The organism is Haladaptatus pallidirubidus (assembly GCF_020700235.1).
GTDB lineage: Archaea > Halobacteriota > Halobacteria > Halobacteriales > Haladaptataceae > Haladaptatus > Haladaptatus pallidirubidus.
Window position 1 is genome coordinate 2,768,382 of the sequence record NZ_CP085301.1, and the last position, 25,045, is coordinate 2,793,426.

The 25,045-nt window shown below is 60.9% G+C and carries 25 protein-coding genes; 13 read left to right on the forward strand and 12 right to left on the reverse strand.

The genetic code is table 11. From position 1 onward, the window contains the following. Positions 1-22: 22 nt before the first annotated feature. Genes LIX15_RS14985 through trpC form a run of 4 tightly spaced genes read right to left on the reverse strand, consistent with a single transcriptional unit; the run spans position 23 to position 3,723 of the window. Complete coding sequence (locus LIX15_RS14985; RefSeq protein ID WP_227773965.1) at positions 23-817, reverse strand: 2-amino-3,7-dideoxy-D-threo-hept-6-ulosonate synthase; 795 nt, start codon at positions 815-817, stop codon at positions 23-25. Positions 818-848: 31 nt separating this feature from the next. Further along, complete coding sequence (gene trpA, locus LIX15_RS14990; protein ID WP_227773966.1) at positions 849-1,667, reverse strand: tryptophan synthase subunit alpha; 819 nt, start codon at positions 1,665-1,667, stop codon at positions 849-851. Beyond that, the gene (gene trpB, locus LIX15_RS14995) at positions 1,664-2,977 is read right to left on the reverse strand and encodes a tryptophan synthase subunit beta (RefSeq protein WP_227773967.1); all 1,314 of its coding nucleotides are present in this window, start codon (positions 2,975-2,977) and stop codon (positions 1,664-1,666) included. Before trpB ends, trpA begins: the two co-directional genes overlap by 4 nt. Beyond that, positions 2,974-3,723 (reverse strand): indole-3-glycerol phosphate synthase, encoded by a 750-nt coding sequence (gene trpC / locus LIX15_RS15000; protein ID WP_227773968.1) that lies wholly within the window; start codon positions 3,721-3,723, stop codon positions 2,974-2,976. The genes trpB and trpC overlap by 4 nt, the downstream gene beginning before the upstream one ends. Positions 3,724-3,810: 87 nt before the next feature. Here trpC and LIX15_RS15005 point away from each other — a divergent pair, with 87 nt between their 5' ends. Together LIX15_RS15005 and LIX15_RS15010 are read left to right on the forward strand one after the other, a co-directional pair. Beyond that, complete coding sequence (locus LIX15_RS15005; protein ID WP_227773969.1) at positions 3,811-4,272, forward strand: MGMT family protein; 462 nt, start codon at positions 3,811-3,813, stop codon at positions 4,270-4,272. Between the two features lie 80 nt (positions 4,273-4,352). Then, complete coding sequence (locus tag LIX15_RS15010) at positions 4,353-4,952, forward strand: GNAT family N-acetyltransferase (protein WP_227776900.1); 600 nt, start codon at positions 4,353-4,355, stop codon at positions 4,950-4,952. Positions 4,953-5,119: 167 nt separating this feature from the next. Here the strand turns inward: LIX15_RS15010 and LIX15_RS15015 are convergent, their stop codons facing one another. Continuing rightward, positions 5,120-6,067: an AIR synthase family protein gene (locus tag LIX15_RS15015; RefSeq protein ID WP_227773970.1), complete on the reverse strand. Its 948-nt coding sequence runs from the start codon at positions 6,065-6,067 to the stop codon at positions 5,120-5,122. Positions 6,068-6,228: 161 nt separating this feature from the next. Here LIX15_RS15015 and thsA point away from each other — a divergent pair, with 161 nt between their 5' ends. Further along, positions 6,229-7,857, forward strand: coding sequence for a thermosome subunit alpha (gene thsA, locus LIX15_RS15020; RefSeq protein WP_227776901.1), 1,629 nt, complete (start codon positions 6,229-6,231; stop codon positions 7,855-7,857). A gap of 62 nt (positions 7,858-7,919) precedes the next feature. Next, the gene (locus LIX15_RS15025; RefSeq protein WP_227773971.1) at positions 7,920-8,387 is read left to right on the forward strand and encodes a hypothetical protein; all 468 of its coding nucleotides are present in this window, start codon (positions 7,920-7,922) and stop codon (positions 8,385-8,387) included. A 37-nt stretch (positions 8,388-8,424) separates the two neighbouring features. Here the strand turns inward: LIX15_RS15025 and rbcL are convergent, their stop codons facing one another. Both rbcL and LIX15_RS15035 read right to left on the reverse strand, forming a co-directional pair. Continuing rightward, a complete protein-coding gene (gene rbcL, locus LIX15_RS15030) occupies positions 8,425-9,672 on the reverse strand; it encodes a type III ribulose-bisphosphate carboxylase (RefSeq protein WP_227773972.1) in 1,248 nt (415 codons plus the stop codon). Positions 9,673-9,819: 147 nt separating this feature from the next. Then, the gene (locus LIX15_RS15035) at positions 9,820-9,996 is read right to left on the reverse strand and encodes a hypothetical protein (RefSeq protein ID WP_227773973.1); all 177 of its coding nucleotides are present in this window, start codon (positions 9,994-9,996) and stop codon (positions 9,820-9,822) included. Between the two features lie 74 nt (positions 9,997-10,070). Between LIX15_RS15035 and LIX15_RS15040 the strand changes: the two genes are divergently transcribed. Beyond that, complete coding sequence (locus tag LIX15_RS15040) at positions 10,071-10,583, forward strand: gamma carbonic anhydrase family protein (protein WP_227773974.1); 513 nt, start codon at positions 10,071-10,073, stop codon at positions 10,581-10,583. Positions 10,584-10,740: 157 nt separating this feature from the next. Then, on the forward strand, positions 10,741-12,231 hold the full coding sequence (locus LIX15_RS15045) for an alpha,alpha-trehalose-phosphate synthase (UDP-forming) (RefSeq protein ID WP_227773975.1): 1,491 nt from the start codon (positions 10,741-10,743) through the stop codon (positions 12,229-12,231). A gap of 9 nt (positions 12,232-12,240) precedes the next feature. Here LIX15_RS15045 and LIX15_RS15050 read toward each other — a convergent pair whose 3' ends face one another. Next, on the reverse strand, positions 12,241-13,665 hold the full coding sequence (locus LIX15_RS15050; RefSeq protein WP_227773976.1) for a nicotinate phosphoribosyltransferase: 1,425 nt from the start codon (positions 13,663-13,665) through the stop codon (positions 12,241-12,243). 245 nt (positions 13,666-13,910) lie between these two features. Further along, positions 13,911-15,200, reverse strand: a complete 1,290-nt coding sequence (locus LIX15_RS15055; protein ID WP_227776902.1) for an MFS transporter — start codon at positions 15,198-15,200, stop codon at positions 13,911-13,913. A 637-nt stretch (positions 15,201-15,837) separates the two neighbouring features. Here LIX15_RS15055 and LIX15_RS15060 point away from each other — a divergent pair. Next, positions 15,838-17,085 (forward strand): HAD family hydrolase, encoded by a 1,248-nt coding sequence (locus tag LIX15_RS15060; protein WP_227773977.1) that lies wholly within the window; start codon positions 15,838-15,840, stop codon positions 17,083-17,085. A 52-nt stretch (positions 17,086-17,137) separates the two neighbouring features. Beyond that, a complete protein-coding gene (locus tag LIX15_RS15065; RefSeq protein WP_227773978.1) occupies positions 17,138-17,281 on the forward strand; it encodes a hypothetical protein in 144 nt (47 codons plus the stop codon). 184 nt (positions 17,282-17,465) lie between these two features. Here the strand turns inward: LIX15_RS15065 and LIX15_RS15070 are convergent, their stop codons facing one another. After that, positions 17,466-17,738, reverse strand: coding sequence for a MoaD/ThiS family protein (locus LIX15_RS15070; protein ID WP_227773979.1), 273 nt, complete (start codon positions 17,736-17,738; stop codon positions 17,466-17,468). 100 nt (positions 17,739-17,838) lie between these two features. Here LIX15_RS15070 and LIX15_RS15075 point away from each other — a divergent pair, with 100 nt between their 5' ends. Together LIX15_RS15075 and LIX15_RS15080 are read left to right on the forward strand one after the other, a co-directional pair. Next, entirely contained in the window at positions 17,839-18,753 is a 915-nt protein-coding gene (locus LIX15_RS15075; RefSeq protein WP_227773980.1) for a dihydrodipicolinate synthase family protein, read from the forward strand. A gap of 67 nt (positions 18,754-18,820) precedes the next feature. Next, positions 18,821-19,714, forward strand: coding sequence for a NosD domain-containing protein (locus LIX15_RS15080; protein ID WP_227773981.1), 894 nt, complete (start codon positions 18,821-18,823; stop codon positions 19,712-19,714). A gap of 61 nt (positions 19,715-19,775) precedes the next feature. Here LIX15_RS15080 and LIX15_RS15085 read toward each other — a convergent pair whose 3' ends face one another. After that, positions 19,776-20,894 carry a cellulase family glycosylhydrolase gene (locus LIX15_RS15085; RefSeq protein ID WP_227773982.1) on the reverse strand — a complete coding sequence of 373 codons (1,119 nt, stop codon included), beginning with the start codon at positions 20,892-20,894 and terminating at the stop codon, positions 19,776-19,778. Positions 20,895-21,346: 452 nt separating this feature from the next. Between LIX15_RS15085 and LIX15_RS32845 the strand changes: the two genes are divergently transcribed. The 3 genes from LIX15_RS32845 (at position 21,347) to LIX15_RS15095 (ending at position 24,633) form a co-directional block, all read left to right on the forward strand. Further along, on the forward strand, positions 21,347-21,472 hold the full coding sequence (locus LIX15_RS32845; protein WP_265338379.1) for a hypothetical protein: 126 nt from the start codon (positions 21,347-21,349) through the stop codon (positions 21,470-21,472). Between the two features lie 48 nt (positions 21,473-21,520). Next, the gene (locus tag LIX15_RS15090; RefSeq protein ID WP_227773983.1) at positions 21,521-22,759 is read left to right on the forward strand and encodes a mandelate racemase/muconate lactonizing enzyme family protein; all 1,239 of its coding nucleotides are present in this window, start codon (positions 21,521-21,523) and stop codon (positions 22,757-22,759) included. Between the two features lie 290 nt (positions 22,760-23,049). After that, the gene (locus tag LIX15_RS15095; RefSeq protein WP_227773984.1) at positions 23,050-24,633 is read left to right on the forward strand and encodes an outer membrane protein assembly factor BamB family protein; all 1,584 of its coding nucleotides are present in this window, start codon (positions 23,050-23,052) and stop codon (positions 24,631-24,633) included. A gap of 30 nt (positions 24,634-24,663) precedes the next feature. Here LIX15_RS15095 and LIX15_RS15100 read toward each other — a convergent pair whose 3' ends face one another. After that, on the reverse strand, positions 24,664-25,026 hold the full coding sequence (locus tag LIX15_RS15100) for a hypothetical protein (protein WP_227773985.1): 363 nt from the start codon (positions 25,024-25,026) through the stop codon (positions 24,664-24,666). Positions 25,027-25,045 lie beyond the last annotated feature (19 nt).

The window sequence follows — 25,045 nt, forward strand, 5'->3', positions numbered from 1 at the left end:
TTTCTTTGGAAAATTACAAGAACTACGCGTTGGCCAGCAGGCCGACCTCATCTAGCGCCTCCTCGGCGGACAAATCGTCGTGAACGACGCCGGACACCGCCCGGGCAATCGCTTCCGGGCTGTCGTGCTGGAAGACGGAACGACCGATTGAGACTCCTGCACCGCCCGCGTCCATCGCGCCGCGAACAGCGGCGAGGGTCGCCTCGTCGCCCTCCGGCGCGCCGCCCGCGATGACCACGGGTAGGCGCGTCGATTCGACGACGTGTTCGAAACTGTCAGCATCGCCGCTGTATGCCGTTTTAACGACATCTGCGCCGACCTCTTCCGCGAGCCGAACCGCGTGGCCGAGGCTTTCCGCGTCGCGTTCGTCTACGTCCGGCCCGCGGGCGTAGGACATGGCGATAACGGGCATGCCGAACGTATCGGCCTTGCTGCAGACTTCCGCGAGGTCGGTGATCTGTTTCGGCTCGTAGTTGCTCCCGACGTTGATGTGAAAAGAGACGGCGTCGGCCCCGGCCCGAATCGCTTCCTCGACGGTGCCGGTCATTCGTTTGTCGTTCGCGTCCGGGCCGATTGTCGTGGAGGCGTTCAGGTGGACGATGTAGCCCGCGTCGTTTTTGTTCGGATGCACCCGCGGGGCGATTCCTTTCTGTGTGAGAACGGCGTCCGCACCCCCCCGTGTCACCGCGTCGATTGTGGCTTCGATGTTTTTCAGGCCGCGTACTGCGCCCAGTGTGATACCGTGATCCATCGGAACGATGACGAAGCGTCCGTCGCGTCCGATGCGGTCGAGTCGTGCCGAAATTCCGGTGTTCATTGTGTGAATCTGTGGCAAGCTAGTGTGAAATTCATTCCGGTTGCGGTACTTCCTGTCGGCCGTCGCGCGCCCCGGTTTTGAGTTCCGCGGCCTTCGATTCGAGTCGCTCAGCGACGCTCTCGTCGGACGCGATGATGTCCACGAGGGCGCTTCCGACGACCACGCCGTCGGCGCCCGCCGAGACGATCTCCTTCGCGTGTTCGGCCTCGCTCACGCCGAAACCGACCGCCTTCGGCAGGTTGGTTTCGGCGAGTCTGGAGAGACTATCGTGGGTCGCACCGCTCACGTTCGCCTGCGCCCCGGTGGTTCCCATTCGGGCCTGCACGTAGACGAATCCCGACGCTTGCGAGAGAATTTTCGCTTCGCGCTCGTCCGTCGTCGTCGGTGCGACGATGAACACGAGGTCGAGGCCGTGTTCGTCGCAGGCCGCTCGGAGGGGGTCGCTCTCTTCGACCGGAAGGTCGGGGACGATGAGTCCCGAAATTCCGGCGTCCTCGGCGGCGGTGACGAACGATTCGACGCCTTCCGAATCGCCGTACTGGTAGATGAGGTTGTAGTAGGTCATGCAGACGATAGGTACGTCCACGTCCAGTTCGGCGACGAGGTCGAAATATTTGTTCGGCGTCATCCCGCCATCCAGCGCGCGCTGGATGGCGTTCTGAATCGTCGGGCCGTCCGCAATCGGTTCGGAAAACGGAAGACCGAGTTCGATAACGTCTGCCCCGCCCCGCGCGAGCGCGCGGACGTACTCCTTCGTGGCCTTCGGGTTCGGGTCGCCAGCGACGACGTAGGGAATCAAAGCCGGTTCGTCGGAAAAGGCGGATCCGAGGGTCGATTGCGGATTGTTCATTTAAATACCTCCATGCTCGGCGCAGTGTCGATGCCGCGCTTTTCGCTCTCCTCGATGACTGTATCGAGGTCTTTGTCCCCTCGTCCGGAGACGTTGACGACGACGAGGTCGCCCAACTCGTCGCCCCTGTCCTGATTTTCTGCCTCTTCTAGATAGGCAATCGCGTGGCTCGACTCCAGCGCGGGGATGATTCCCTCCAGTTTCGAGAGACGGTGGAACGCTTCGAGTGCAGGGTCGTCGCCAACGCTTACTGGTGTTACTCGACCGATTTCCACGAGGTGCGCTAGCTCCGGCCCGACGCCGGAGTAGTCCAGTCCTGCGCTCACGCTGTGGGATTCGAGAATCTGTCCATCCCCGCTCTGGAGCAGTTTGGTTCGTGCGCCGTGAAGAACGCCGTCTTCGCCCGTCGAGAGCGAGGCGGAGTGCGGTGCGAGACCCTCGTCCTCGTCGATACGCAGTCCGGATCCGCCCGCTTCGACCGCGAACAGGGACACGCCTTCGTCGTCTTCTCGCGGGTCGTGCCCGCTCGAATGGTTCGTGGAACGGAGTTCCGCGCTACCGACGAACTCGTGGAACGCGCCCATCGTGTTCGACCCGCCGCCCGCACAGGCGACGACGCTATCGGGGAGTCTCCCTGCTTGCTCCTGAATCTGTTCTCTCGCTTCCTCGCTGATGACCGCCTGAAAATCGCGCACCATCCGCGGGAAGGGGTGGGGGCCGACGACGCTCCCGATGACGTAGTGAGTGTCCTCCACGTTGGTCGCCCAGTCGCGCATCGTCTCGTTGATGGCCTCCTTGAGGGTGCCGGAACCAACGTCCACGGGATTTACTTTCGCATCGTGGGTTCGCATCCGAAAGACGTTCGGGCGCTGGCGGTTGATGTCAGTTCGACCCATGTACACCTCGCAGTCGATGCCGAGGTAGGTCGCGGCCATCGCGGTCGCGGTTCCGTGCTGGCCCGCGCCGGTCTCCGCGACGATTCGGTCTTTGCCCATGTACTTCGCCAGCAATACCTGCCCGAGCGCGTTGTTCAGTTTGTGCGCTCCACCGTGAACCAAGTCCTCTCGTTTGAGATACACGTCGCGGTCGTATCGTTCGCTCAAGGCGTCGGCGCGCTGGAGCGGCGTCGGTCGTCCGCCGAAATCCCGAAGGTGCCTACGGAACTCGTCCATGAAGCCGTCCTCGTTTTCCAACACGTAGCGTTCGTAGGCCGACTGGAGTTCCTCGATGGCGGGCATGAGGACTTCCGGGACGTACTGGCCGCCGTACTCGCCGAACTTACCGTCCTTTTCGAACTCGGTTTTACTCATGCGGAAACCAACCTCCGCGTGTTTTCCGCGACGTCGCCGTCCATAATCGCACTTCCGACCAGCAGGGCGTCCGCACCCGCCTCGCGCATTCGCCGGGCGTCGTCCGGCGTCGCGATTCCGCTCTCCGCGACGAGGGTTACGTTGTCCGGCACTTCGGGCGCGACTGACTCGAACGTGTCGAGGCTCACTTCCAGTTTGCCGAGGTCGCGGTTGTTCACGCCGACGATTTTCGCGCCCGAATCCAGTGCTGTTTCCAGTTCGTCGAGCGTGTGAACTTCGACGAGCACCTGAAAGCCGCGCTCTCTGGCTGACGCGACGAGTTTTGAAAGGTCGCCCACGAATCGCGCGATGAGCAGAACGAGGTCGGCCTCCACCGCGTCCAGTTGCGCCTCCTCCAGAATGAAATCCTTGCGAAGCACCGGCACGGAGACAGCCTCGCGAATCCGGCGCAGGTTCTCGGGCGATCCACCGAAATGCTCCGGTTCGGTTAGCACCGACAGCGCGGCCGCCCCGCCCTCGACCATCTTTTTCGCCAGTTCGACCGGGTCGTCGGTTCGGTTTCCATCCGTCGTCGGACTCGTTGGCTTTACCTCGGCGACGACCGGAACTCCGTTCGACTCCGTGCGCGCAATCGCATCGGAAAACGAGCGCGCGTCCACGGACACACGCTCGTCGGGCGTCGTTCGACTTCTCACGTCCCGAAGTATCGACTGCACCGCGGGTGCGAGTTCGCCTTCTGCGTTCATTATCGTACATCAATGGACTAGTTTATACATAAGACTTGCGTCCGTGAGACGCCAATGTTGAAGGTTCGGACGTGCGTTTTCTTCCCTATGGACGAGAATGCCGGAATTTACGCGCAGGAATCGGCCTATTTGGATCGGTTCGTGCAAATCGGGGTGGCGAGCGGTCGCGTTCTGCGCGTCACGTTCCCCCGCGAAGCTGATGCCGACGCCGAGGAAAATCACGCGGTTCTCGACAGAATCATCGCCTACCTGGAAGGCGTCGAGGACGATTTCGAGGACGTGCAGGTCGCGCTGACGCTTCCGACCGACCAGCGGAGCGTCCTCGAAGCGGTGCGAAAAGTTCCTTACGGCGAGCAGGTGAACGTCGAAACCCTGACCCGGATGACCTCCGGACTCGACCACACCGAGGAGTCGGACTTGGAGTTAGCCCGAACCGCGCTCGATGCGAATCCCGCGCCCCTGCTGGTTCCCGACCACAGGATTCGTGACGGGCCGAGTGCGGCACCGCCGGACGTGGAGCAGAAACTGCGGTCGCTGGAAGGGTTGTAATCGGTTTTCTCCGTACCGTTTCGGAATCGCTTGCCAGTGCGGTGGGTGACTTTTTGATGACTGCGAACGTATCTCCTCCCATGTACGTCCGGGATGCCAAAAACAGAGAGGAGGTCTGGCTGCTCGACAATATCGAAGCGATGGGGTTGGACGACACCGCCTTCCGCTCCCGTGACTATGTCATCGCCATCGACGAGGATTCGGGAGCGAAGGCCGGATTCGGTCGAATTCGAATCCACAAACCCGAGGACGCCCCCGAAATCTGCGAGTTGACCAGCATCGGCGTCGTCCCCGCGTGGCGCGAACAGGGCGTCGGCGCGCACGTTATCGAGCGACTCATCGACAAGGCCGGAGACGACGATTTCGAGGACGTGTACGCCCTCGTCGGCGTTCCCGACTACCTCGCGCAGTTCGGATTCGAGCCCATCGACACCGCTGACCTCCCCACGAAACTCCAGGATCGACTTGATTCGAAGCGCGAGCACATCGAACCGGATGCCATCCCGATGGTGCTTTCGGTGGGCGAGTTCGAGATGCCCGACCGTCTCCGCGAACGGTTTAAAGAGGCGCGGGAGCGGACGGTTTCGGACTCGACGGCGGACGACACCGAAGCGATGGCCGAGGAGTTCGGCATCGACCCAGACGAGGCGACCTACAAATACGACACCGGTCGTCACTAGGTCGGTGATTCAGCGTTTTTCCGGAACGGTAGTCGCGCCATCGGTGACTGATTCTCTTATTTTGGCTCCCGTATTGTTGTCGGAATAGCTAGTCACGCCATCGCGACCGTTCCGATGGTTCGACAGCCAGTAGAAACCCGAACAACTAGATGAAACCCGTTCCCAGACTATTCCCAGAGGTGGTACAAATCGTCCCGCGGCGGTTCCGAAATCGTTTCATCGTCCAACAGGAGTTCGCCATCCCCCGCGACAACGCGACCAACCTCGTTCGCCGAAATTCCCGCTTCACGAAGGTTCGAAAGCACGCCGTCGACTGTTTCTTCCGGAACCGCGGCGAGTAGCGCTCCCGACCCGAAAATCCGCAGTGGGTCGACGCCCATCGTTTCGCAGAATTTCCGGGTTACGTCCCGAACCGGCACGTCCTCACGCAGAACGTCCAGACGAACGCCGGAGGCGTCGGCCATCTCCAGCAGTCCGGTGACCACCCCACCCTCGGTCGGGTCGTGCATGGCCGTGGCGTATTCACGGCAAATCCGGGCGTCTTCGACCACGCTGATTTCCTCGAAAAAGGATTCGCCCCGTTCAGCATTCGGGCCGACCTCGTCGCTGAAATCGGTGGCGAGGATGGCGGTTCCCTCGATTCCGGCTCCTTTGGTCAGAATCAGTCTGTCGCCCGGTTCCGCCCCACCGGTCGGAACGAACTCGTCGGTGAGTCCCATGCAGGTCATGGTGACCATCGGGCGCGAGAGGTCGGGTGCGTATTCGGAGTGGCCGCCGACGATGGCGACACCCAACTCGCGGGCCGAATCGTCTATCTGCCGGGTCACCACGTCCAGCGTTTCGGGGTCGTCGTCCGGCAAGAACACGACGTTCGTCAACCAGCGCGGGTCTGCCCCGGAGGCGGCCACGTCGTTGCACGCGACGTTGACGGCCAAGGTTCCGAGTCGTTCGCGGGCCAAGGAAAGCGGGTCGGAACTGACGACGAGGGATTGGTCGCCGACCCGTATTGCCGCGGCGTCCTCGCCGTACCCCGGCCCGACCTGCACGTCGTCGTCTCGCGCACCCGTGCGCGAGACGACCAGCGCAAGGTCGTCGGGGTCGAGTTTGCCTATCATCGCCCGGAAATTCTCGCGGCGGGGGGATGTGCGTTTCGCCACGAGAACCCGACCGGGTCGGACTCGACTGGACGAGGTTCGGTTGCCTGCCCGACTTTCCGCCGGGATAGTTCTTTTGTGGATGCCCTCGTACCTCGGTCGGGGGTACCATGGCAGATAGAATGCAAACGGGTCCGGTTTTAATACTCGGAGAGGACGCACAACGAACCAGCGGGCGGGACGCCCGAGAGATGAACGTCACGGCGGCGAAAGCGGTCGCCGAGGCTATCCGAACCACGCTCGGCCCGCGAGGGATGGACAAGATGCTCGTCGATTCGATGGGCGACGTGGTCATCACGAACGACGGCGTCACCATCCTCAAAGAGATGGATATCGAGCATCCGGCGGCGACGATGGTGGTCGAAGTCGCGGAAACGCAGGAGGACGAAACCGGCGACGGAACGACCTCCGCGGTCATCCTCGCTGGCGAACTGTTGAAACGCGCCGAAGACCTACTCGAGCAAGGCGTCCATCCAACGGTCGTCGCGCGCGGCTACCGACTGGCCAGCGAGGAGGCATGGAACGTCCTCGAATCGAAATCCTATCCGGTCGAGGAGGCGGGATTGCTGACCGAAATCGCACAAACCGCGATGACCGGAAAGGGGGCGGAAGCCGCGAAGGAGGCGCTTTCGGAACTCGTCGTCACGGCGGTGCGAGCGGTTAAGGACGAAGAGGAAATCGACCTGTCGAACGTCACCGTGGAGGCGGTCGTCGGGGGCGGAATTTCGGACTCCGAACTGGTGGAGGGCGTCGTCGTGGACAAAGAGCGCGCGGACGACAACATGCCGTGGCAGGTCGAGGACGCGAACATCGCGCTCATCGACACGCCGATAGAGGTGCGCGAAACGGAGACGGACACCTCGGTCAGCGTCACCGACCCCGACCAACTGACGACGTTCGTCGAACGCGAGGAAACGCAACTCCGCGAGATGGTCGAGAGAATTACGGACAGCGGCGCGAACGTCGTCTTCTGCCAGAAAGGTATCGACGATATGGCCCAGCACTTGCTCGCCGAAAGGGGCATCCTCGCCGTCCGTAGGACGAAGGCGAGCGACATGAAACACCTCGCCCGCGCGACGGGCGGGAGAGTCGCCTCCAGTTTGGACGACATCGACCCGACGGATCTCGGCGAGGCGGGAATCGTCGGGGAACGCGACGTGGCGGGTGACACCATGATTTTCGTGGAAGAGTGTGACAACCCGAAAAGCGTCACCCTGCTACTCCGCGGCGGAACCGAGCACGTCGTGGAGGAAGTCGAGCGGGCGGTTCACGACGGTCTCGGCGTGGTTCGGGTAACCTTACTGGACGGGCAGGTGCTTCCGGGCGGCGGTGCGCCCGAAACGGCGTTGGCCCTCGCTATCCGCGATTACGCCGACAGCGTTGGCGGTCGGGAACAACTCGCCGTCGAGGCCTTCGCCGACGCGATGGAAGCCATCCCGCGAACGCTCGCGGAGAACGCGGGTGTCGGGCCAATCGACGCCCTGACCGACCTTCGGAGCCAGCACGACGCCGAGGAGGAGAACGCGGGGCTCGACGCCGAAACCGGCGAGGTGACCGACATGCTCGACGCGGGCGTTGTCGAACCCCTCCGCGTGAAAACCCAAGCCATCCAGAGCGCGACGGACGCCGCGGAACTCCTGCTTCGAATAGATGACGTGATTTCGGCGGGTGACCTCGGCAAGAGCGGCGGCGATGAGGAACCCGGAATGGGAGATATGGGTGGAATGGGAGGTATGGGCGGCCCGATGTAGAATGAAAGGAGGTTCTCTGTAGCCTACAGAAAATATTCATCGGCAGAATTTGATTTTGAGGTATGAAACGCCGTGCCCTCCTCGCCGCGACCGCTCTGACGCTCTCCGAAGGTTGTCTTACCTCCCTCACCAGTACGCCGAACGGGTCTCGACCCGTCGCCGACCGCAAGTTTACCATTTACGAGTTGGACAGCGACGCTTCCGAGAGGTCGCCCGGACCGACCGAGAAGCCAACCGTTTCGTTCGGGTTGGCATCGAAGCAGGTCATCGTTCTCGGGTCGCTCTACGTCGGGTTGAGTCAGTGTAACAAGGCCGAACTGAAGGATGTCTCCTGCGACGCCGATTCGGAGACGCTCACCGTGCGGGTCGGAAATGGCGACAAATCCCACTCCGGAAACAGTTGTACCGCCGACGAGAGTGCCGACGCATACCGATTGGTGGTCACGATGAAAGAGCAACTACCAAAAACGGTTCGCGTCGAGCAAGTTGGCGACCCGTCCGCGAAATCGGTGACGGTTCAGCGGTCCTAGTCGCTGTTTTCGGAGCAAAACCGCGTCGCGGTTTTGCTCACCGCGGCGTCTCGGTTCCCCACTTGTCGAGCGCAGTTTGCAGTTCGGGGTGGTCGTCCGCGTACTCCTCGATTGGCGTGCCAGCCACCGAGGCATCGACTGCTTGCCGGAGCGCCGCCGCACCCGCGCGGGTGCCGTCCGGGTGGCCGTGGACGCCACCGCCCGCTTGAATGGCGATGTTCGTTCCTTCGCGCTCGATGAGTTCGGGGACGAGTCCGGGATGGAGACCGCCGGAGGCGACGGGCAGCACGTCAGTCATGCCGTACAGGTCGGAGTAGAGCCACTCGTTGATACCCACCGTGTCCTCGTTCGCGAGTTTGCCGAGATCTGCGGTTCCGGTGTGGAGTTGGTCGGTGCCGCAGAGGCGGGTGACTTGCGCCAGGACGCGCATCGAGACGCCGTGGTCTTCGAGTCGGTCGAAGGCGGCGTGCATCGCGCGATGGGCGTGGATGGCGAGGCCGAGTTCCTCACAGCGCTCTCGCACCGCCTGCACCGCGGCCCACCCGGTCGTGACCACGTCAACCATGACGTACTCACAGCCCTGTTCTGCCACCACGTCGGCGCGTTCGAGCATGGTGTTGGCGTCGGCGGTGATGTTGATGAGGTAGCTCTTTTTCTCGCCCGTCTCGTCCTGTGCGTCGTCGCGGTAGGAGAGGCTCTCCGTGAGGCGGTCGTGGAAGGGGTTGAACGCTTGGTCGGTCAAATTCTCGTCGTCCTTGAGGAGGTCGAGACCACCCAGCCACGCCTCGTAGCCGATTTTCGCGTGCTGGTCGGTCGAGAGGCCGACCTTCGGTTTCGGCACCGTCGCCGTAATCGGGCGGTCGCCCGCGTCGAAAATCTCGTTTCGAACGTCGCTTCCGAACTGCGGACCGGGGAAGGAAGTCGTGAGCGATTCCGGCCACTCACAGTCGAGGAGGCGAATGTGGTCGACCGCTTTCATGCCCATGATGTTGCCCGCGATGCACGAGAGCACCTGCGCCATGTTGCCGTCCTCGAACAGCTCGTCGGGGTAGGCGACCCGAATCGTGTTGCCGTCGATGTCGAACGTCGTGGCGCTCAGGTCGGTGATGCCGCCTTCGACCTGTAGCTCCGCCCACGTGCCGTTGGAACTCTCGCTGGCGACGCGCGACGCCGCAGCCTCCATGTCCATGTCTGCCGCGGGGTCGATGTGGAAGGTGCAGACGAGTTCAGAGTCAGCGGGCGTGTAGTCTAAATTCAGGAAGTCTTCGTACGTGATTCCCGGCATAACCTGATGGTTCATCGTCATCGGTTAAAAAACCGACCGCCGATTTCAGCTGGAAAGAGGCTGCGAACCATAGCACCATGCATTGTTTTTATTGTAATTCGACTGCGCGAACCTCTGTCGGGCGAAAATGAGCAGACACCGAGACCTCTACCAGAGCGTTCGTCCGGCGTCGTCCACGCGCCCGACCCAGAGCAGGTGCGTGAACGGGACGAACGCGAGGAGGTCGCCGTCCTCGTCGAACAGTCTGACGCCGACTTCTTCGATTTCGTAGTCGTCGCACTCTATCTGTTCGCCGTCGGAAATCTGTGCTTTGAACGTCGTCATGGAGACAGACACGACGTTCGGTCAGTAAAAGCTACCCCCGGTAGAGCTTTGCCGGAGAACGTCGTGTCGGATTTATGGCTCGAATCTACGGGTTCGAAGGGACGGAGCCGTCGATACACGAGGATGCCCACGTTAGTCGGGAGACGACGTTGGTGGGGAATGTAAAAATCGACGCCGACGCGAGCGTCTGGCCCGGTGTGGTTTGCAGGGGGGACGTGTCGCCGGTTCGAATCGGTCGAAAGTCGCACGTCGGGGATAACGCCGTTCTCCACGCCTCAATCGTCGGCGAACGAGTGATGGTCGGTCACGGCGCGGTGCTGAACGACGCGGAAGTCGAAGATGGTGCACTCGTCGGCTTCAATACGACGATAAACAGCGACGTGCGAGTCGGCGAACGGAGCATCGTCGCAGCGGGAACCGTGACGCCCGAAGCGTTCGAAATTCCGCCCGAGTCGTTCGTCCGGGGGGTTCCGGCGCAGGTAACGCCGCTTTCCGAGACGGCTATCGACCCAGAGGAAATCTTCGAGACGTACTCCTCGGGGGCGTACACCGACCTCGTGGAGCGACACGAGGAACTGTTCGAATGAGTCCTTTCGGAGGGGACGAAAGCAAGTTGTTGCACTCCGGCGATTTCTTCTGTTCGGGAGTCAAATTCGGATAAAAGAACTTGCGAATGCAACCCATGCTGTGAACTGGTTGTCTACGCAGTCACTATGTAGGCAAACGAAACCAATGAACGACACCATGGGAGCCACATCAGAGCGGAACGAGAGCGCATCCTCGACCGCGCACGCGTTCGAAAATCGGGAACTAGTGTTAGTGTCGAACCGGGAGCCATACACGCACGAACGAGACGATGGGGAGATTCAGGTCGTCCGACCGGCGGGTGGACTCACGTCCGCCCTAGATCCGATGATGGCGAGTATCGGTGGAACGTGGGTAGCGTGGGGAAGCGGTGACGGGGACGGTGACGTTACCGACGAAGACGACTGCGTTCGCGTGCCGCCCGAGTCGCCGTCCTACGATTTGAAGCGTGTCTTCCTCAGCGACGAACAGGTGACTAACTACTACTACGGCTACAGCAACAAAGTGCTCTGGCCCCTGTGTCACTCGGACACTTCCAAGATGACGCCGAACGCGACGTACTGGCGGCATTATCAGGATACCAACTGGCAGTTTGCGGACGCGATTTTAGAGCAGGTTGACCCGGAGAAGGCGGTCATCTGGTTTCAGGATTATCACTTCGCGCTTGCACCGAGGTACGTGCGCGAGCAGGCACCGGATACGTTCTGTATGCAATTTTGGCACATTCCATGGCCGTCGTGGGAAGTGCTCCACACGTGTCCGCAGTACCGCGAACTGCTCGACGGACTGTTGGCGAACGACCTGCTCGGCTTCCACACCGAACGCTACTGTGAGAACTTCCTCGAGTGCGTCTCGCACGCACTCGACGCTGACATCGACCGGGAACGCGGCCACATTCACTACGATGGGCGAACGATTCGCGTCGCGGCGTTCCCCCTCGGCATCGATGCCGAGGAGCGACGAACTCTCGCCGCCTCCGACGAGGCGGACGAAGAGTGGGCGTCACTGCGCGAACAGTACCACCTCCCCGACGACGGACTACTGGCCGTCGGCGTCGATAGACTCGACTACACGAAGGGCATCGAACAGCGACTCGACGCGCTCGAACATCTCTGGGAGTGGTATCCCGAATACCGCGAGAAGCTGACGTTCGTCCAGAAGGCGAGCGAAAGCCGGGGGGAAATCGAGGAGTACCAGCAACTACAGCAGAACGTCGAGGCGGAGATAGCGCGAATCAACGACCGCTTCGGAACCGACGATTGGACGCCGATCGTCTACATCGACGACCACCTCTCGCTGGCGGCGCTGGCGGCCCTCTACCGAGAAGGGGACATCTGCCTCGTCAGTTCGCTTCGGGACGGCATGAACCTCGTGGCGAAGGAATTCGTCGCCTCGCAGGTGGACGACCCCGGTGTGTTGGTTCTTAGCGAACTCGTCGGCGCGCACGAAGAACTCGGAGATATCGCGCTGACGGTGCATCCGAACGACACCGAGGCGTTCGCGGCCACCATCGAAAAAGCGGGAGAGATGCAACCGACGGAGCGGTCGAACAGAATGTCTCGTCTGCAAGAGCAGGTCGAAGCGAACGATATCGGGCAGTGGAAACGGAACGTGCTAGGGGAAGCGAGCGTACTTCTGGAACAGCGGTAAGACGATTCGCTACGTTTTCTCCAGTTCAGCCTGCAATTCGTTCGTCAGTTCTCGAAGCCCATCGCTGATTTCGACGGGATACTTCGCAGGGTCGCGAAGCGACCGGCACTCGGGAGGCAGTTTTCGGCGGCGCTCTCTCGCGCGGTGTGCAATCGCGTCAAGACGCGGCGGGTCGTACACCCTGCTCCCGTTTTCGAACACGGTGACGAGCTGCTCTTCTCCCGCTAAATTGTCCCCGTCACTGACGTACTCGCCCCGCAGAGCGAGTACGTCCGTTTCGTACCGTTCTCCGTTCGCGTCACTGTCTCCCTCTTCTTCCCGCTTTTTGCGCCGGACGCTTTTCGCGCCGGGATAGGTTACTTTGCCGGAGGAGAGTTTCATGCTCGGCACCATCTCGCCGTCGCGCTCGATTTCTGTGAGTTTGTAGACGAGGTCGAGCGAAGGCGCATCCTCGCTCGTCGTGAGCGCGGTTCCGGGACCGAATCCGGTTGCGACGCCGCCGCGTTCGAGAAAATCGGTTATCTTGTACTCATCCATTCCGGAGGTGACGAAGATTGGTGAATCGCCGACGATTTCCGAAACGTCCTTCGAGAGCGCGACGAGGTCGCCCGAATCGAGGCGCACGCCGACCTCGGCGTCGTGTTCGTCGGCCACGTCCCCCGCGATTCGCGCCCCTTCGACGGTGTCGTAGGTATCGACCAGCAACACCGAGTCGTCGCCGTACTGCTCGGTGAACGTGGAAAACGACTCGCGCTCGTCCGCGAAACTCTGCACCCAAGAGTGGGCCATCGTTCCGTAAACGGGAATATCGAAGGTCTCCCCCGCCGAGACGAGCGACGTTCCGTCGAACCCACCGATGACGGCGGCGCGGGCGGCTTTCATCCCGGCGTCGGTGCCGTGGGCCCGTCGGGAGCCGAAATCGACGAGCGACTGGTCGTTTCCGCCGCGTTCGACCGCTTCTCGCATCCGCACCGCCTTCGTCGCTACGAGGCTCTCGAAGCCGACTTGGTTCAGCAGGAGCGTCTCTAACAGTTGCCCCTCGAAAATCGGCGCGGTCACCTCCAGAATCGGCTCGTTCGGAAACACCGGGGTTCCCTCCGGAAGCGCCCGCACTTCCCCCGTGAACTCGAAGCTCGCGAGTCTGTCGAGGAAGTCGTTCTTGAACCCCCGTTTTCGAAGATACGAGAGGGTTCGCTCACCGAAGGACAGCGTTTCGATGACGGCGATTACCTGCTCCAACCCCGCTGTGAGAACGTAGCCCCTGTCCGGCGGCAGTTCACGAAAAAACAGGCTGAAGGTGGCTCGTGGGTTGTGATTTGCGCCGTGATACCCCTGCAACATCGTCAACTCGTAGAGGTCGGTAAACAATCCCAGATTCTCGGGCGTCACGTATCCGAAGTTCGGCTCTCCGTTTTCTCCCTCGTTCCCCACCATAGCCACGGAGACGACGGGAAATCAGTAATAGCTGTGGGCGCGGGTGATGTGTTAATTCTTCGCGCGTGGCGTGAGGCGTTTATTCGCTCGCTCCCTACGGGTGGTATGAACTTAGAATCACTGAAACCCGACTTCCTCACGCCGAACTGGAAATGCAACGCGTGCGGAAAGAAATACTGGCGCAACCGACGACAGTGTCGGAACTGTCAGAACACGGTTTTCGACCGCGTGCGATAGTTTGATAATTAGCGTCCGGAGGCGTCGTCCCCTGGAGAGACGTGAATCTCCCCGTCCGCGTCTCGCCGTACCTGTTCGTAGGCAATCGACTTTTCCAGCGAGTAGCCACCCTCCGCGGTCGGCCCGCAAAAGGCGTCGTACGTCTGCCCACAGGCGAGTTCACCCGGCGTGTCGGCAGTCAGTTGGTCGGTTCGTTCCACCCCGGGACGAACGTCGATTTGGGCCGTCTCCGGTAGATACCGCCAGACGAGGACGACGATGAGAATCATCGCGCCCGCGGCGATCGCCGTGGTTCCGTCGTACCCGACCGCGACGTAGGCACCCCCGGCGAGCGCGCCGCCGATGCCGGAACCGACCTGTCCGATGCCGACCGTGAGGCTCATCAGCGACCCGCGCTGGTCGCCCGAAACCAGTTCCGTTAGCATCGTCTGAAAGGGTGTCGCGCGCGAGGCGAACAATCCCATCACGACGAAAAACAGCGCGTATACCGCGAAAACCCCGACCGCGAGAAACGGCATGGCGAACATGACGACCGCGATTCCGATTGATGCCGCGACGATGACGCGCTTGCGACCCACGCGGTCGGAGAGGGTTCCGGCCTGCGGGCCCGCGAGAACGTTCGCGATGCCGCCGACGAAGAACATCGCGCCGATTGCCGTCCCGCTCATACCGAGGGTGGATTCGAGCCACGTCGGGAGGTAGGTCGTGTACAGTGCGTTGCCCATGAACATCACGATGAACACCACCGTCGCGGCGGCGATTTCGGGTCGCCGGAGGAGGGTCGCGTAGGCATCGATAGCCGACCCGAAGGAGAGTTTCCCGGCCGCCAGCTGCACGTCGGGTTTCGGCACCGTCGTCCAAACGAGGACGAAGGTCACGGCCATCAGTACGGCGAAGAGGAGAAACGGAATTCGGAATCCCAACTGCTCGGCGAGAATCGCGCCGAGCGGAATCCCCGCTATTTGCCCGGCGGCGAAGCCGCTGAACACCCACCCGTTCGCCCAGCCGCGCTGTTCGCGCGGGAAGTAGTCGCCGACGTAGGCGACCGCCGCGCCGTTCAGGACGCCGCCCGCGATTCCGGCCAGTCCCCTGACTGCCAGCAGGGAGGCGAAATCCCACGCTAATCCGTGCGCCGCGAGCGAAACCGTGAGGAGGGCGGTGCCGACCAGCAGAATCTGGTGGCGCCCGACGTGGTCGGAAATCGGGCCGACGACGAGAGAGAAGGCGCCGACCGCCACCGCGTAGGAGGTAATGAGCGTTCCCAGCACCGCTTCCGGGGCCGAAAGCTGTTCCGCGATTCATGGGAGAATGGGTGCGATGATAAGGGCTTGGCTGGCGACGACGAACACCAACAGCCACAGGACGAAGATGACGATGTAATCTCGCTTTCGTTGGTCATTCATTTCGTTCGCCTCTGCTGGTCGGTGGTAGTTTTATTGGCACTCGGTTTCCCCCTCTACTCGCAGGAAAGGACGGGTCGAACGGACAAAAGGCCATCTAGATGTGATGAAACGGAGTGTTACAGGGGTCTGAATGAGTGAATGAATGCTTCCGACTTCAATGAAACTACCACTGTCGGGAATCTACTGCGAATCTCTGCGGTTTGTTTTGAGATGGTGTTTACGAGGTTTGTTTTGAGATGATGTTTGCAAGTCACGACTCTAATGAAACCGCCCCCGCACCGCCTTAGCCACGAACCTCCCCAACCGATTCCTTCACTCGCTAACGCTCGTTCACTCATCCCTCGCGCGCGCTTTCAGCCGTTTTCTTGTAATTCCAATGCTAGAAAATGCTTTCACGGTGAGCTCCCTCCGGCTAATTCACCATCTCGCCGTGTCAGCCCGCAGAGTAACGGACTAAGCCATTTTTCAAAACCAAAGCCTGCCCGTCGTCCCTGCCCCGAACTTTATCTCCCGTGAAAAGCCATACATCAGCATGGAACGCTACGACGCCCTCTACCGCCTGTACGACGAGTTCGACGCGAAAACCCTCAGAGCGTATCAAGACTTCGTCGACCTGTTTCCACCCGTAGATTCTCGCGTCGCGCTGGAACACTGGCAGTCCGCGAGCGAGGAACTGGAGGAACGAAAGGACGAAATTCGCGGAGCGTTCGACGCGGGCGAAACCTACGCCACCATCGCCGCGCACGCCACGCGTGACCAAGCGTTCGCCGGGCTCGACCTCTACTCGAAGTACGAGCGGGCGGTAAACGCGCTGGTGCTCGACGTGGACGAAACCCTGCGCTCGGCGGGCGGAACGGACAACGAGATTCCGCGGGAGACGCTCCATCTGTTGACCGAATTTCACGAGAATGGGATGCCAATCGTCGTCTGCACTGGGCAGACGCTGGAGAACGTGAAGGGGTTCGCCATTCAGGGCCTCGGCAACGAAATCGTTCACTCGGGCGACCTGAGCATCGTCTACGAGGCCGGAACGGGCGTTTTCACGCCGGGCCACGGCGCGGAGACGAAACGCCTGCTGTACGAGGAGTTGGACGAGGAAATTCGAACCATCTTCGACGCGGTTCGTTCACAGGTGCTGTCATCGGCACCCGACGAACTCCGGCGGTGCACTCACCTGCAGGGCAACGAGTTCAACGTCACGATGAAGCCGAACTTCGAAACCGGCAGTTCGCGGGCGGTCGAAATCATCGACGACGCGCTGGTCTACCTGCTCGATCTGCTCGGCGAGACGGTAGTAGAGAGTGGAAGGGGAGATGCGGAGGGAACCGGGAACGACTGGGCGCGGGCGTACTACGCCGACAGCGACCCGGAAATCCGCGGCGTATTGGAAGAACAGGGCGAAACGCCCGAAGCCGACGTGGCGACGATTCCGGAGGACGTGCGGGATACCTTCGACCGAATCGACGTCGCCTACTACGAGGGCGACGCCGCCGAAATCGGCAGTCGGGAGTTGAACAAGGTCGTCGGCGTGAAAGGCGCGCTGGACGTACTCGGCGTGGACGACCCCTTCACGCTCGTCATGGGCGACAGCAAGAGCGACCTCCGCGTCATGCAGTGGGTGAACGAACACGACTCTGGCATCGCCGCCGCGCCGGAACACTCCTCGCGCGACGTGTTAGACCACGTCGCCAAAACCGACGAACTCATCTACGACCAAGGGAAGGCGGGCGACGTACTTCGAACCGTCTACATGATGAATCGGTTGGCCCGATTAGGATAGACTTGCGAGTACAGGCAAAGCGCGTTTTCAGTCGGCTTTCGAAAGGACTCGTATGAACGAATGCCCCGTTTGTGGAACGGAACTGTACGAGAATCGAGACACCGAGTTCGTCAGTCATCACCTCGGCGAGCAGTATCGGTTCTGCTCGGCGGAGCATCGGGATCAGTTCGAAACATCGCCGGGCGAGTACGTCTGAGGTCAGTTGTATCGATTGCGATACCCGACGAGTCGCCGATTCGCTGCAATCGCCACTGACGGAACCACACATCGCGAAATAGAATACATCGATTATGTTTTACTGCACTATATGAATAATATTGCCAGAAATGGACGGAAATGAATAACACCGAGAAACCGAGGTAAAGGAGCCGAAAGGTGGCTCAGGCGTTCACTTGAACGCGCACCGTGTCGCCCGCTTCGACGGGACTGTGGGCCGAGAGGGGTTCGGCGTCGCGTCCCGACTCGCGGAGGACGCGGGTGTCGGAGCGGAGGCCGAGGCCGTCCACGATTCCGGCGCGGACTTGCTGGCCGTACTGCTCGCCGAGTCGCTCCACCACATCCTCGACGGTTGCCTCCTCCGGCACTGCGACGCGGGCGTCGCGGGTTCCGGTTCGCGCGACCATCGGGCCGGTAAGTTTAACTGTGACGTTCATACTCACACTGTTGTTCCCCTGCAACAAAAAGTTTACTCATACTCGAAAAAGTCCTACCGAGACGAAACCGCTTATGGGGCCGGGCGATGACCAACCAGGTATGTCGCACGCACCTGACCCGGGGTCGGACGACCCGCTCTCCCTGCACGGCGTCGTTCCACCCACGATTACGGCGTTTCACGAGGACGAATCGGTCGATTACGAAGCGACGGCGGCTCACGCCGAGTTCGTCGAGGACGGCGGCGCGCACGGCGTTTTCCCGCTCGGAACAAACGGCGAGTTTCCGCTCCTGACAGGCGAAGAAAAGCGCGGCGTAGTCGAAGCGGTCGTGGACGCCGTGGACGACGTGCCAGTCATCGCGGGTGTCGGCGCGCCGAGTACATACGAAACCGTGTCGCACGCGGAACACGCGGAATCGGTCGGTGCGGACGGCCTCGTCGTCGTCACGCCGTACTACTTCCCGCTCGACCACGAGGCGGCGGTTTCGCACTACCGTCGCGTATGCGAGGCAGTCGATGTGCCGGTGTACGTCTACCACATCCCGAGCAAAACCGGCAATTCACTGTCGCTCGACACGGTTGCCGACCTCGCCGAAATCCCGAATCTCGCTGGGCTCAAAGATTCGAGCAAGGACGTGCCGTGGTTAGGGCAAGCCATCGACGCACATCCGGAGCTTACCTTCCTCGCGGGCTCCGACTCCCTGCTCTTCCCCGGCCTCGAAATCGGCTGTTCGGGCATGGTTAGCGCGGTCGCCAACGCATTCCCGGAACTTGTCGTCTCCCTTTACGACGCCTACGACGACGGCGACGAAGCTCGTGCTCGTGAACTCCAGAGCACGGTCTATGCGGTTCGAGACGCCCTGAAGGGCGGGTCGTACATGGCCGGTGTGAAGACGGCGCTCGACGTTCGGAATCTCGATTTCTCGCCCGGGCCGCTCCGGAGTCCGCTCCGGAAGATGGACGACTCGGATAGGGCGGAGCTCGAATCCGACCTCCGCGCGTTGGAGTTACTCTGAGGTTTCTCGCGAGTAGGCCGTTCTTTCGGGGAGTGGCTATAACACGGAGGGGGTCGTTCGGAAGTCTATGGCTTCCTCGCGCGTCCTCGCAGTCGGACTGGTCGCTTTGTGTTTACTCGGTGGTGTCGCCGACGCTCGACCGCTCGTTTCGTCTCTCGAACCGTCTTCGACCGATAGCTCTCCGACTGACGTTTCTTTAACCGAATTCTCACTGGCTGACGCATCTCTCGACAGAACGCAACCGTCCCGTATCGGTTCGTGCACGAAAATCACGGAGTCCGGACATTACGTTCTCGGGCAGGACATCAAAAACGGCAAGACGCGCATCTCCACCGGTTGCATCGACATCCGGGCAGATCACGTCGTTCTCGACGGCCGCGGCCACCTCCTCGATGGTTTTGGGGTTAGCGACACCAGCGGCGTGCTGGTTGACGATGCTTCGAACGTGACCGTCAGAAACCTCCACGTTAAGGACTGGAATCGGGGTATCACCGTCAGAAACGCGGAGAACGTGGCGGTTCGTAACGTGACCGCTTCGAACAACGCGATCGGCATCGACGTAACCGATTCCGACGCTCGACTGGTCGAAAACACCGTTCACGGCGATTTGAAGGGTCTCGTTCTCACCGACCCCTGGGACGACGAACTCGAACGGAACGACATCAGCGATAACCACGTCGTGAACGTCTACGCGCCCCTTGCAGTCGTGGACGTTTTCGGCGTCCGACTCACGCTCGGCCCGCCGCTCGACCCCGACCGAGACGGGCAGTACGAGGACGTGACTGGAAGTGGCGATACGGGCGTCTGGGACATCGTGGCGCTTCCCGCCGTCGTCGTCGCCGACGCGATCGGCCTCGCAAACGTTCAGGCGGAACAGCGAAACGCTCTCGATTTCGACGGGGATGGAAATTTAGACCACGGCGATTTGCTAGCGTACGCTGGACTCACGCCGCCAGCGTGAGTCCGACCGCACCGTAACGTCGGTAATCGGTTTATCGGAAATTCGCCGCTCGCTACGTCAGTCACGAACCTCCCGAATTTGCCCGCTCCGGTACCTCTTTCGCCCACTCCGGCCATTCCATTCTCTGTTCTCCCGAAAAGGAGTCGTCGCCCGACATCGATTTGATAGCCCGGGCGTCCTTCTCGCTCCAGACCGCGCCGTCCTCGTGGAAGACGCCGTTCAGAATCCCGCGTTTGCGCTGGCTCAACATGTAGGCCGGTTTGAGCATGAGCGACCAGAAGAAGTTGCCGACGCCGGAATCGCGGATGGGAGGAACGATCGACGCATAGCGCGGCCCGCGCTTGGTTGGCGGGACGTCTTTCTGTCCCCAACCGAAGTTGGCGATTCGTTGCCACTCCGTGAGCCACACCGGCATCCCGGCGCTTCGCTGAAGTTTGTTCGCCTGCTCGAGAACTTCACGATAGATCTCTTGCGTATTCGGGTAGTTGTAATGGAACTGCATCACATCGACTCCCCAATCGTAGTAGTCGGTGACGTTCGCCAAACTCGTCGCACCGACCGTCAACGGAACGTCGCCACGCTCCTTGCGAATCACGCGGAACATTTCTCGGGCGAATCGCTTCTTCCACGGACGCCATCCGGGTTCGTTCATCACTTCGATGGCAAGGACGCGCTCGTCGTCGCGGTAGCGGTTCATCACCCATTCAGCGAATCGGGTTGCCCCCCCCCATCTGTCCGGGTTCCTCATCACTTGCTTTCCCGGCGACCAGACCGAGGTTCCCGTCCACGGATCCGTATCGTAGAGGTTTTTCGGAACCGGCGGGCGTCCGACTCCCTCGAAAATCCCGAGGATGATCCGTATCCCGTGCGATTCCGCGGTTCGAAGGAAGTGGTCTACCGCCCTACCGAACGACTCTCTATCCTTGTGCCACGCTTCGTAACTCAACCACGTCCGAAGGGCGTTCAAGTCGAGTCGGGCGGCGAACCCCATGTCCCGCTCCGTGACACCGCGTTCGTATGTGTGCCACATCTGGAAGGTGTTCATCGCTCGTGCCGGAATATACATCGCACCGCGAACATCGACTGGTGGTTCCTGGGCATCGGCTACGCATCCCGCGAGTGAGACCGCAGACGCGACGCCGGTAGCGAGGAACCCCCGTCTCGTACACCGACGAGTCATACAGTCGCGGACAACCCCACCCTACCTGAAAGTGATGGTTTGTTTACTGATACTACGCCAAAACGTGACCTCGATTTGCCGTCCGAGTATAGTTTTCCGGTGACTAGTGAAATCGACGGATATTGCTCTCTGACGGGTTGAAATAGTACGCGACGTCTCCGCTGACTTACGACGGCGCAGACCCTCCCACGTTCGACCGAGTGAAGCGAAGTCGAGCCAGCGAACCGTAATTTGCGGTTCGCTCGGTTATTCACACAAATAGGGATATCTCGACAGTTCCTCGAACTGACTTTCACTTAGAGACTTCTTAACCGACAGCACAACCGACGACGAAACTGATTTCGTAGAGTCGCTGTTTTTCCACCAACGGACGGGAACGGTCGGCCTATCCGTCCGCGTCATTGGTTAACTGGTCAATAGTAAGGACGACGCAAGTAGAAGGGACAAACGAGATGCCAGAACAGCAGACCGCCCCACGGGTCGTCGGCTACTATCGCCGCGGTCGGTACGAACTCCGAACGGAGGATTCTGTCCACGCGTGGATAAGCGCCGAAAAACCGGTCGACGTACGACAGTGAGCGACCGATACCATTCAAACTTTTACTCTGGACTGAGTACGCGGCGGTATGGGACGCGACTATTCCACGCTTCACGACCCGAACGCGGAGTACACCATGCGAAACCTCTCCGCCGAGACGATGGGTGCGACGGCCAATCGAAGCGGCGCACGCGACGTAGAGATTACCGACGTGCAGACGACGATGGTGGACGGAAATTTCCCGTGGACGCTCGTTCGTGTCTACACCGACGCCGGAATCGTCGGCACGGGCGAAGCCTACTGGGGCGCGGGCGTCCCCGAACTTATCGAGCGGATGAAACCGTTCGTCGTCGGCGAAAATCCGCTCGACATCGACCGACTGTTCGAACACCTCATCCAAAAGATGTCCGGCGAAGGGTCCGTCGAGGGCGTCACGGTAACCGCGATTTCCGGCATCGAAATCGCGCTTCACGACCTCGCGGGCAAGATTCTCGATATTCCTGCCTACCAACTTCTCGGCGGGAAGTACCGCGACGAGATTCGCGTCTACTGTGACTGTCACACCGCCGACGAAGCCGACCCCGAGGCCTGTGCCGACGAGGCGGAGCGGGTCGTCTCCGAACTGGGCTACGACGCCCTGAAATTCGACTTAGACGTTCCGTCCGGACTTGAAAAAGACCGTGCGAACCGTCACCTCCGTCCCGGAGAAATCCGGCACAAGGCCGAAATCGTGGAGCGAGTCACAGAACGCGTCAAAGACCGCGCGGACGTGGCGTTCGACTGTCACTGGACGTTCTCCGCGGGGAGCGCAAAACGCCTCGCGAAATCAATCGAGGACTACGACGTGTGGTGGCTTGAAGACCCCGTCCCGCCGGAGAATCTCGAAGTTCAGGAAGAGGTTACGAAATCCACTTCCACGCCGATTACGGTCGGCGAAAACCGCTATCGCGTCACCGAGGAACGTCGCCTCATCGAGAATCTCGCCGTGGACATCATCGCGCCCGACCTGCCCAAAGTCGGCGGTATGCGAGAAACTCGAAAAATTGCCGACGTTGCTAACCAGTACTACGTTCCGGTCGCCATGCACAACGTCTCCTCGCCCGTGGCGACGATGGCCAGCGCCCACGTCGGCACCGCAATTCCGAACTCGCTGGCGGTGGAGTACCACTCCTATCAACTCGGCTGGTGGGAAGACCTCGTGCAGGAAGACGTCATCGAGGACGGCTATATCGAGATTCCGGAGAAGCCTGGACTCGGCGTAACGCTCGATATGGACGTCGTTGCGGAGAAAATGGTCGAAGGCGAAACGCTGTTTGATGAGGCGTAGCCTGATCAAGCAAGCGAAGCAGAGCTTCGCGCTGTTCGACGAAGCTACGCTTCGTCGCCCCGGCGACTATGTAACTAAAAACGGGCTGGTTCGTGCGCGAGGAATAGAGTACCAGATTCCGGGAGTAAGGCTTCGACGTGAGACAAAGTCGTTCGTTCTCGCCGTACGAGCGGATTTTTACAACTTAAAATAATACTTTTTATATATTTAATTAGTGGCTGTTTCCGCAACGTATTTTTAGAACATTCCGGACACAAAACTTATTTTATAACGATTCCTTTGAATTGCCTATGACTGAAACACACCGGCGAGGATTCCTCAAATCGGCAGGCGTCCTCGGTGCGATGATCGCGGTTGGAGGGACAGGGTTCGCGTCGAGTGTGACGAGCACCGGCGAATCCGGCGGTTCGTGGTCGACATACCGCGGAAATGCCGGTCGAACCGGGGCGACTGCTGACAGCGGGCCGGATTCGAGCGTAACGACCGACGGGTCGTTCGATTTGGAAGGAGGAATGCACGCAGTTGAACCCGTCGTTGTGGACGGAACGCTGTACTTGGCTGTCGCAACTGCGCACACGCCATCGACCAGCGAAGGGTATCTCGCCGCGTACGACACGACGACGCGCGAGGAACTGTGGCGTCGCGACGACATCTCGAGGCCGGAAACTCCCACCGTCGGCGACGGCACGGTCTATTTCGACACCACGGGAACCGAAGACACGTCTGGGACGGGATTTTTCGCGCTCGACAGCGACACCGGCGAGACGAAATGGCACAAATCGGGTGCGGAGAAGCCGGACATTTCGGTCTTCGCGGACGGTCGGTTGTTCTGTAACACCGGTGGTACCGCGTGCGAACTCGACGCCGAAACCGGCGACGTCTGCTACGCCGACGGAACCCTCTTTTACGGCGACGGCGCGGCGCTCTCCGCCGAGGACGGCGCCGTATTGTGGGATGCATCCGATGACGGCGACGCGCTTCGGACGGTCGCCGACGGGCTTGTGTACGGAGTCGTCGCCGAGTACGATGCCGAAAATGTCATCCGAGCGCGCTCAACCGACGACGGGTCGATTCGATGGTCGTATTCGCTCGGAAAGAGGGATTACTGGTCGTCCAATCGGCTCGTGGTCGCCAACGGATACATCCTCTTTACCGACGGAAATACGATACGGGCGCTCGACGCGAAGACGGGCGACGAAGCGTGGACTCACGAAACTGATGCCGAACTCAGCGGGCCTCCGACAGTCGGCGGAGATACCCTTTACGCGAGTGGCCGGACGACGCCGGAACCGGACGTTGGAGACGCGGTGGTTATCGCCATCGATGTGGCGTCCGGCGAACGCGAGTGGGAGCACTCGTTCGGTAGCTGGGATTTCGACGAGTACGGACCTGCCGCGCGCGGAACTGCAGTAGCCGACGGACGGCTGTACACCGCCACGTTCCCGATGGGATCGACTATCGACTGGATGTACACGAAGTACGCCGATTTCCACGTCCTCGCGTCGGATGCGTCCACCGGAACGACCGAGACGACCGAACCCACCGAGACGACGAATGAAGGGACTACGACGGACGACGGAACAACCGACGGGACGACCACGACAACCGCCGAGACAACAAGCGACGGAACGACGAGTGAAACGCCCACGGAAACCACGACGAGCGGACAAACAGTTACCGAGACGACGACGCAAAGTACCCGAACGACCGCGACGCAAGCGTCGGAAACGACCTCGTCGGAACTGTCGGGCGGCGAGGTAGAAACCACCACGACTACGACGGACGGACAACCCGGATTCGGAATCGTCACCGCAATCGGCGGAGTCGCGGGTGTCGGGGCGTATCTCCGAAGGCGCATCGAACGGGAGGAGTGACCCCCGAACGAAGGAGTCGGCAATCCGGTTTCAGAATTGCAACTGCTCTCTCACCGTATTCTTGAACGCGACCACCACTGCACCGACCGCGAATAACCACACGAATACGACTTCCGCGGCGGCAGCGTCTCCTGCGGTTAGTCCGGTTCCGGTGATAACGTGAACCCCAATCGAGAGCAGGAAGACGAGAAATCCGAAGTGCCAGACGCCGTCGACGTACAACTCCGCGTTGTACGAGAGAAAGGCGAATCCGAGCGCGAGCGACACGCCGACGGCGCCCACCGACCACTGCCAACCCGTCACGTCGAGCGCATCCGCCAGCGGACCGACGAGCGTAACGAAAGCTAAATTTAGCGCAAGAGTAACGCTCACGAGACGGAATCCGGAAACCATGGAGTAGTTTGGTAGCTGC

Excerpts from the sequence above, each read along its gene's own strand:
- LIX15_RS15065 (WP_227773978.1), top strand. The coding sequence starts at position 17,138 with ATGAACGAATGCCCCGTTTGTGGAACGGAACTGTACGAGAATCGAGAC.
- trpB (WP_227773967.1), bottom strand. The coding sequence starts at position 2,977 with ATGAGTAAAACCGAGTTCGAAAAGGACGGTAAGTTCGGCGAGTACGGC.
- LIX15_RS15050 (WP_227773976.1), bottom strand. The coding sequence starts at position 13,665 with ATGGTGGGGAACGAGGGAGAAAACGGAGAGCCGAACTTCGGATACGTG.
- LIX15_RS15025 (WP_227773971.1), top strand. The coding sequence starts at position 7,920 with ATGAAACGCCGTGCCCTCCTCGCCGCGACCGCTCTGACGCTCTCCGAA.
- LIX15_RS15040 (WP_227773974.1), top strand. The coding sequence starts at position 10,071 with ATGGCTCGAATCTACGGGTTCGAAGGGACGGAGCCGTCGATACACGAG.
- LIX15_RS15010 (WP_227776900.1), top strand. The coding sequence starts at position 4,353 with ATGTACGTCCGGGATGCCAAAAACAGAGAGGAGGTCTGGCTGCTCGAC.
- LIX15_RS15095 (WP_227773984.1), top strand. The coding sequence starts at position 23,050 with ATGACTGAAACACACCGGCGAGGATTCCTCAAATCGGCAGGCGTCCTC.
- LIX15_RS15070 (WP_227773979.1), bottom strand. The coding sequence starts at position 17,738 with ATGAACGTCACAGTTAAACTTACCGGCCCGATGGTCGCGCGAACCGGA.
- LIX15_RS15035 (WP_227773973.1), bottom strand. The coding sequence starts at position 9,996 with ATGACGACGTTCAAAGCACAGATTTCCGACGGCGAACAGATAGAGTGC.
- LIX15_RS14985 (WP_227773965.1), bottom strand. The coding sequence starts at position 817 with ATGAACACCGGAATTTCGGCACGACTCGACCGCATCGGACGCGACGGA.
- LIX15_RS15015 (WP_227773970.1), bottom strand. The coding sequence starts at position 6,067 with ATGATAGGCAAACTCGACCCCGACGACCTTGCGCTGGTCGTCTCGCGC.
- trpC (WP_227773968.1), bottom strand. The coding sequence starts at position 3,723 with ATGAACGCAGAAGGCGAACTCGCACCCGCGGTGCAGTCGATACTTCGG.
- LIX15_RS15005 (WP_227773969.1), top strand. The coding sequence starts at position 3,811 with ATGGACGAGAATGCCGGAATTTACGCGCAGGAATCGGCCTATTTGGAT.
- LIX15_RS15085 (WP_227773982.1), bottom strand. The coding sequence starts at position 20,894 with ATGACTCGTCGGTGTACGAGACGGGGGTTCCTCGCTACCGGCGTCGCG.
- LIX15_RS15045 (WP_227773975.1), top strand. The coding sequence starts at position 10,741 with ATGGGAGCCACATCAGAGCGGAACGAGAGCGCATCCTCGACCGCGCAC.
- thsA (WP_227776901.1), top strand. The coding sequence starts at position 6,229 with ATGCAAACGGGTCCGGTTTTAATACTCGGAGAGGACGCACAACGAACC.
- LIX15_RS15060 (WP_227773977.1), top strand. The coding sequence starts at position 15,838 with ATGGAACGCTACGACGCCCTCTACCGCCTGTACGACGAGTTCGACGCG.
- LIX15_RS15075 (WP_227773980.1), top strand. The coding sequence starts at position 17,839 with ATGTCGCACGCACCTGACCCGGGGTCGGACGACCCGCTCTCCCTGCAC.
- rbcL (WP_227773972.1), bottom strand. The coding sequence starts at position 9,672 with ATGCCGGGAATCACGTACGAAGACTTCCTGAATTTAGACTACACGCCC.
- LIX15_RS15080 (WP_227773981.1), top strand. The coding sequence starts at position 18,821 with ATGGCTTCCTCGCGCGTCCTCGCAGTCGGACTGGTCGCTTTGTGTTTA.
- LIX15_RS32845 (WP_265338379.1), top strand. The coding sequence starts at position 21,347 with ATGCCAGAACAGCAGACCGCCCCACGGGTCGTCGGCTACTATCGCCGC.
- trpA (WP_227773966.1), bottom strand. The coding sequence starts at position 1,667 with ATGAACAATCCGCAATCGACCCTCGGATCCGCCTTTTCCGACGAACCG.
- LIX15_RS15090 (WP_227773983.1), top strand. The coding sequence starts at position 21,521 with ATGGGACGCGACTATTCCACGCTTCACGACCCGAACGCGGAGTACACC.
- LIX15_RS15100 (WP_227773985.1), bottom strand. The coding sequence starts at position 25,026 with ATGGTTTCCGGATTCCGTCTCGTGAGCGTTACTCTTGCGCTAAATTTA.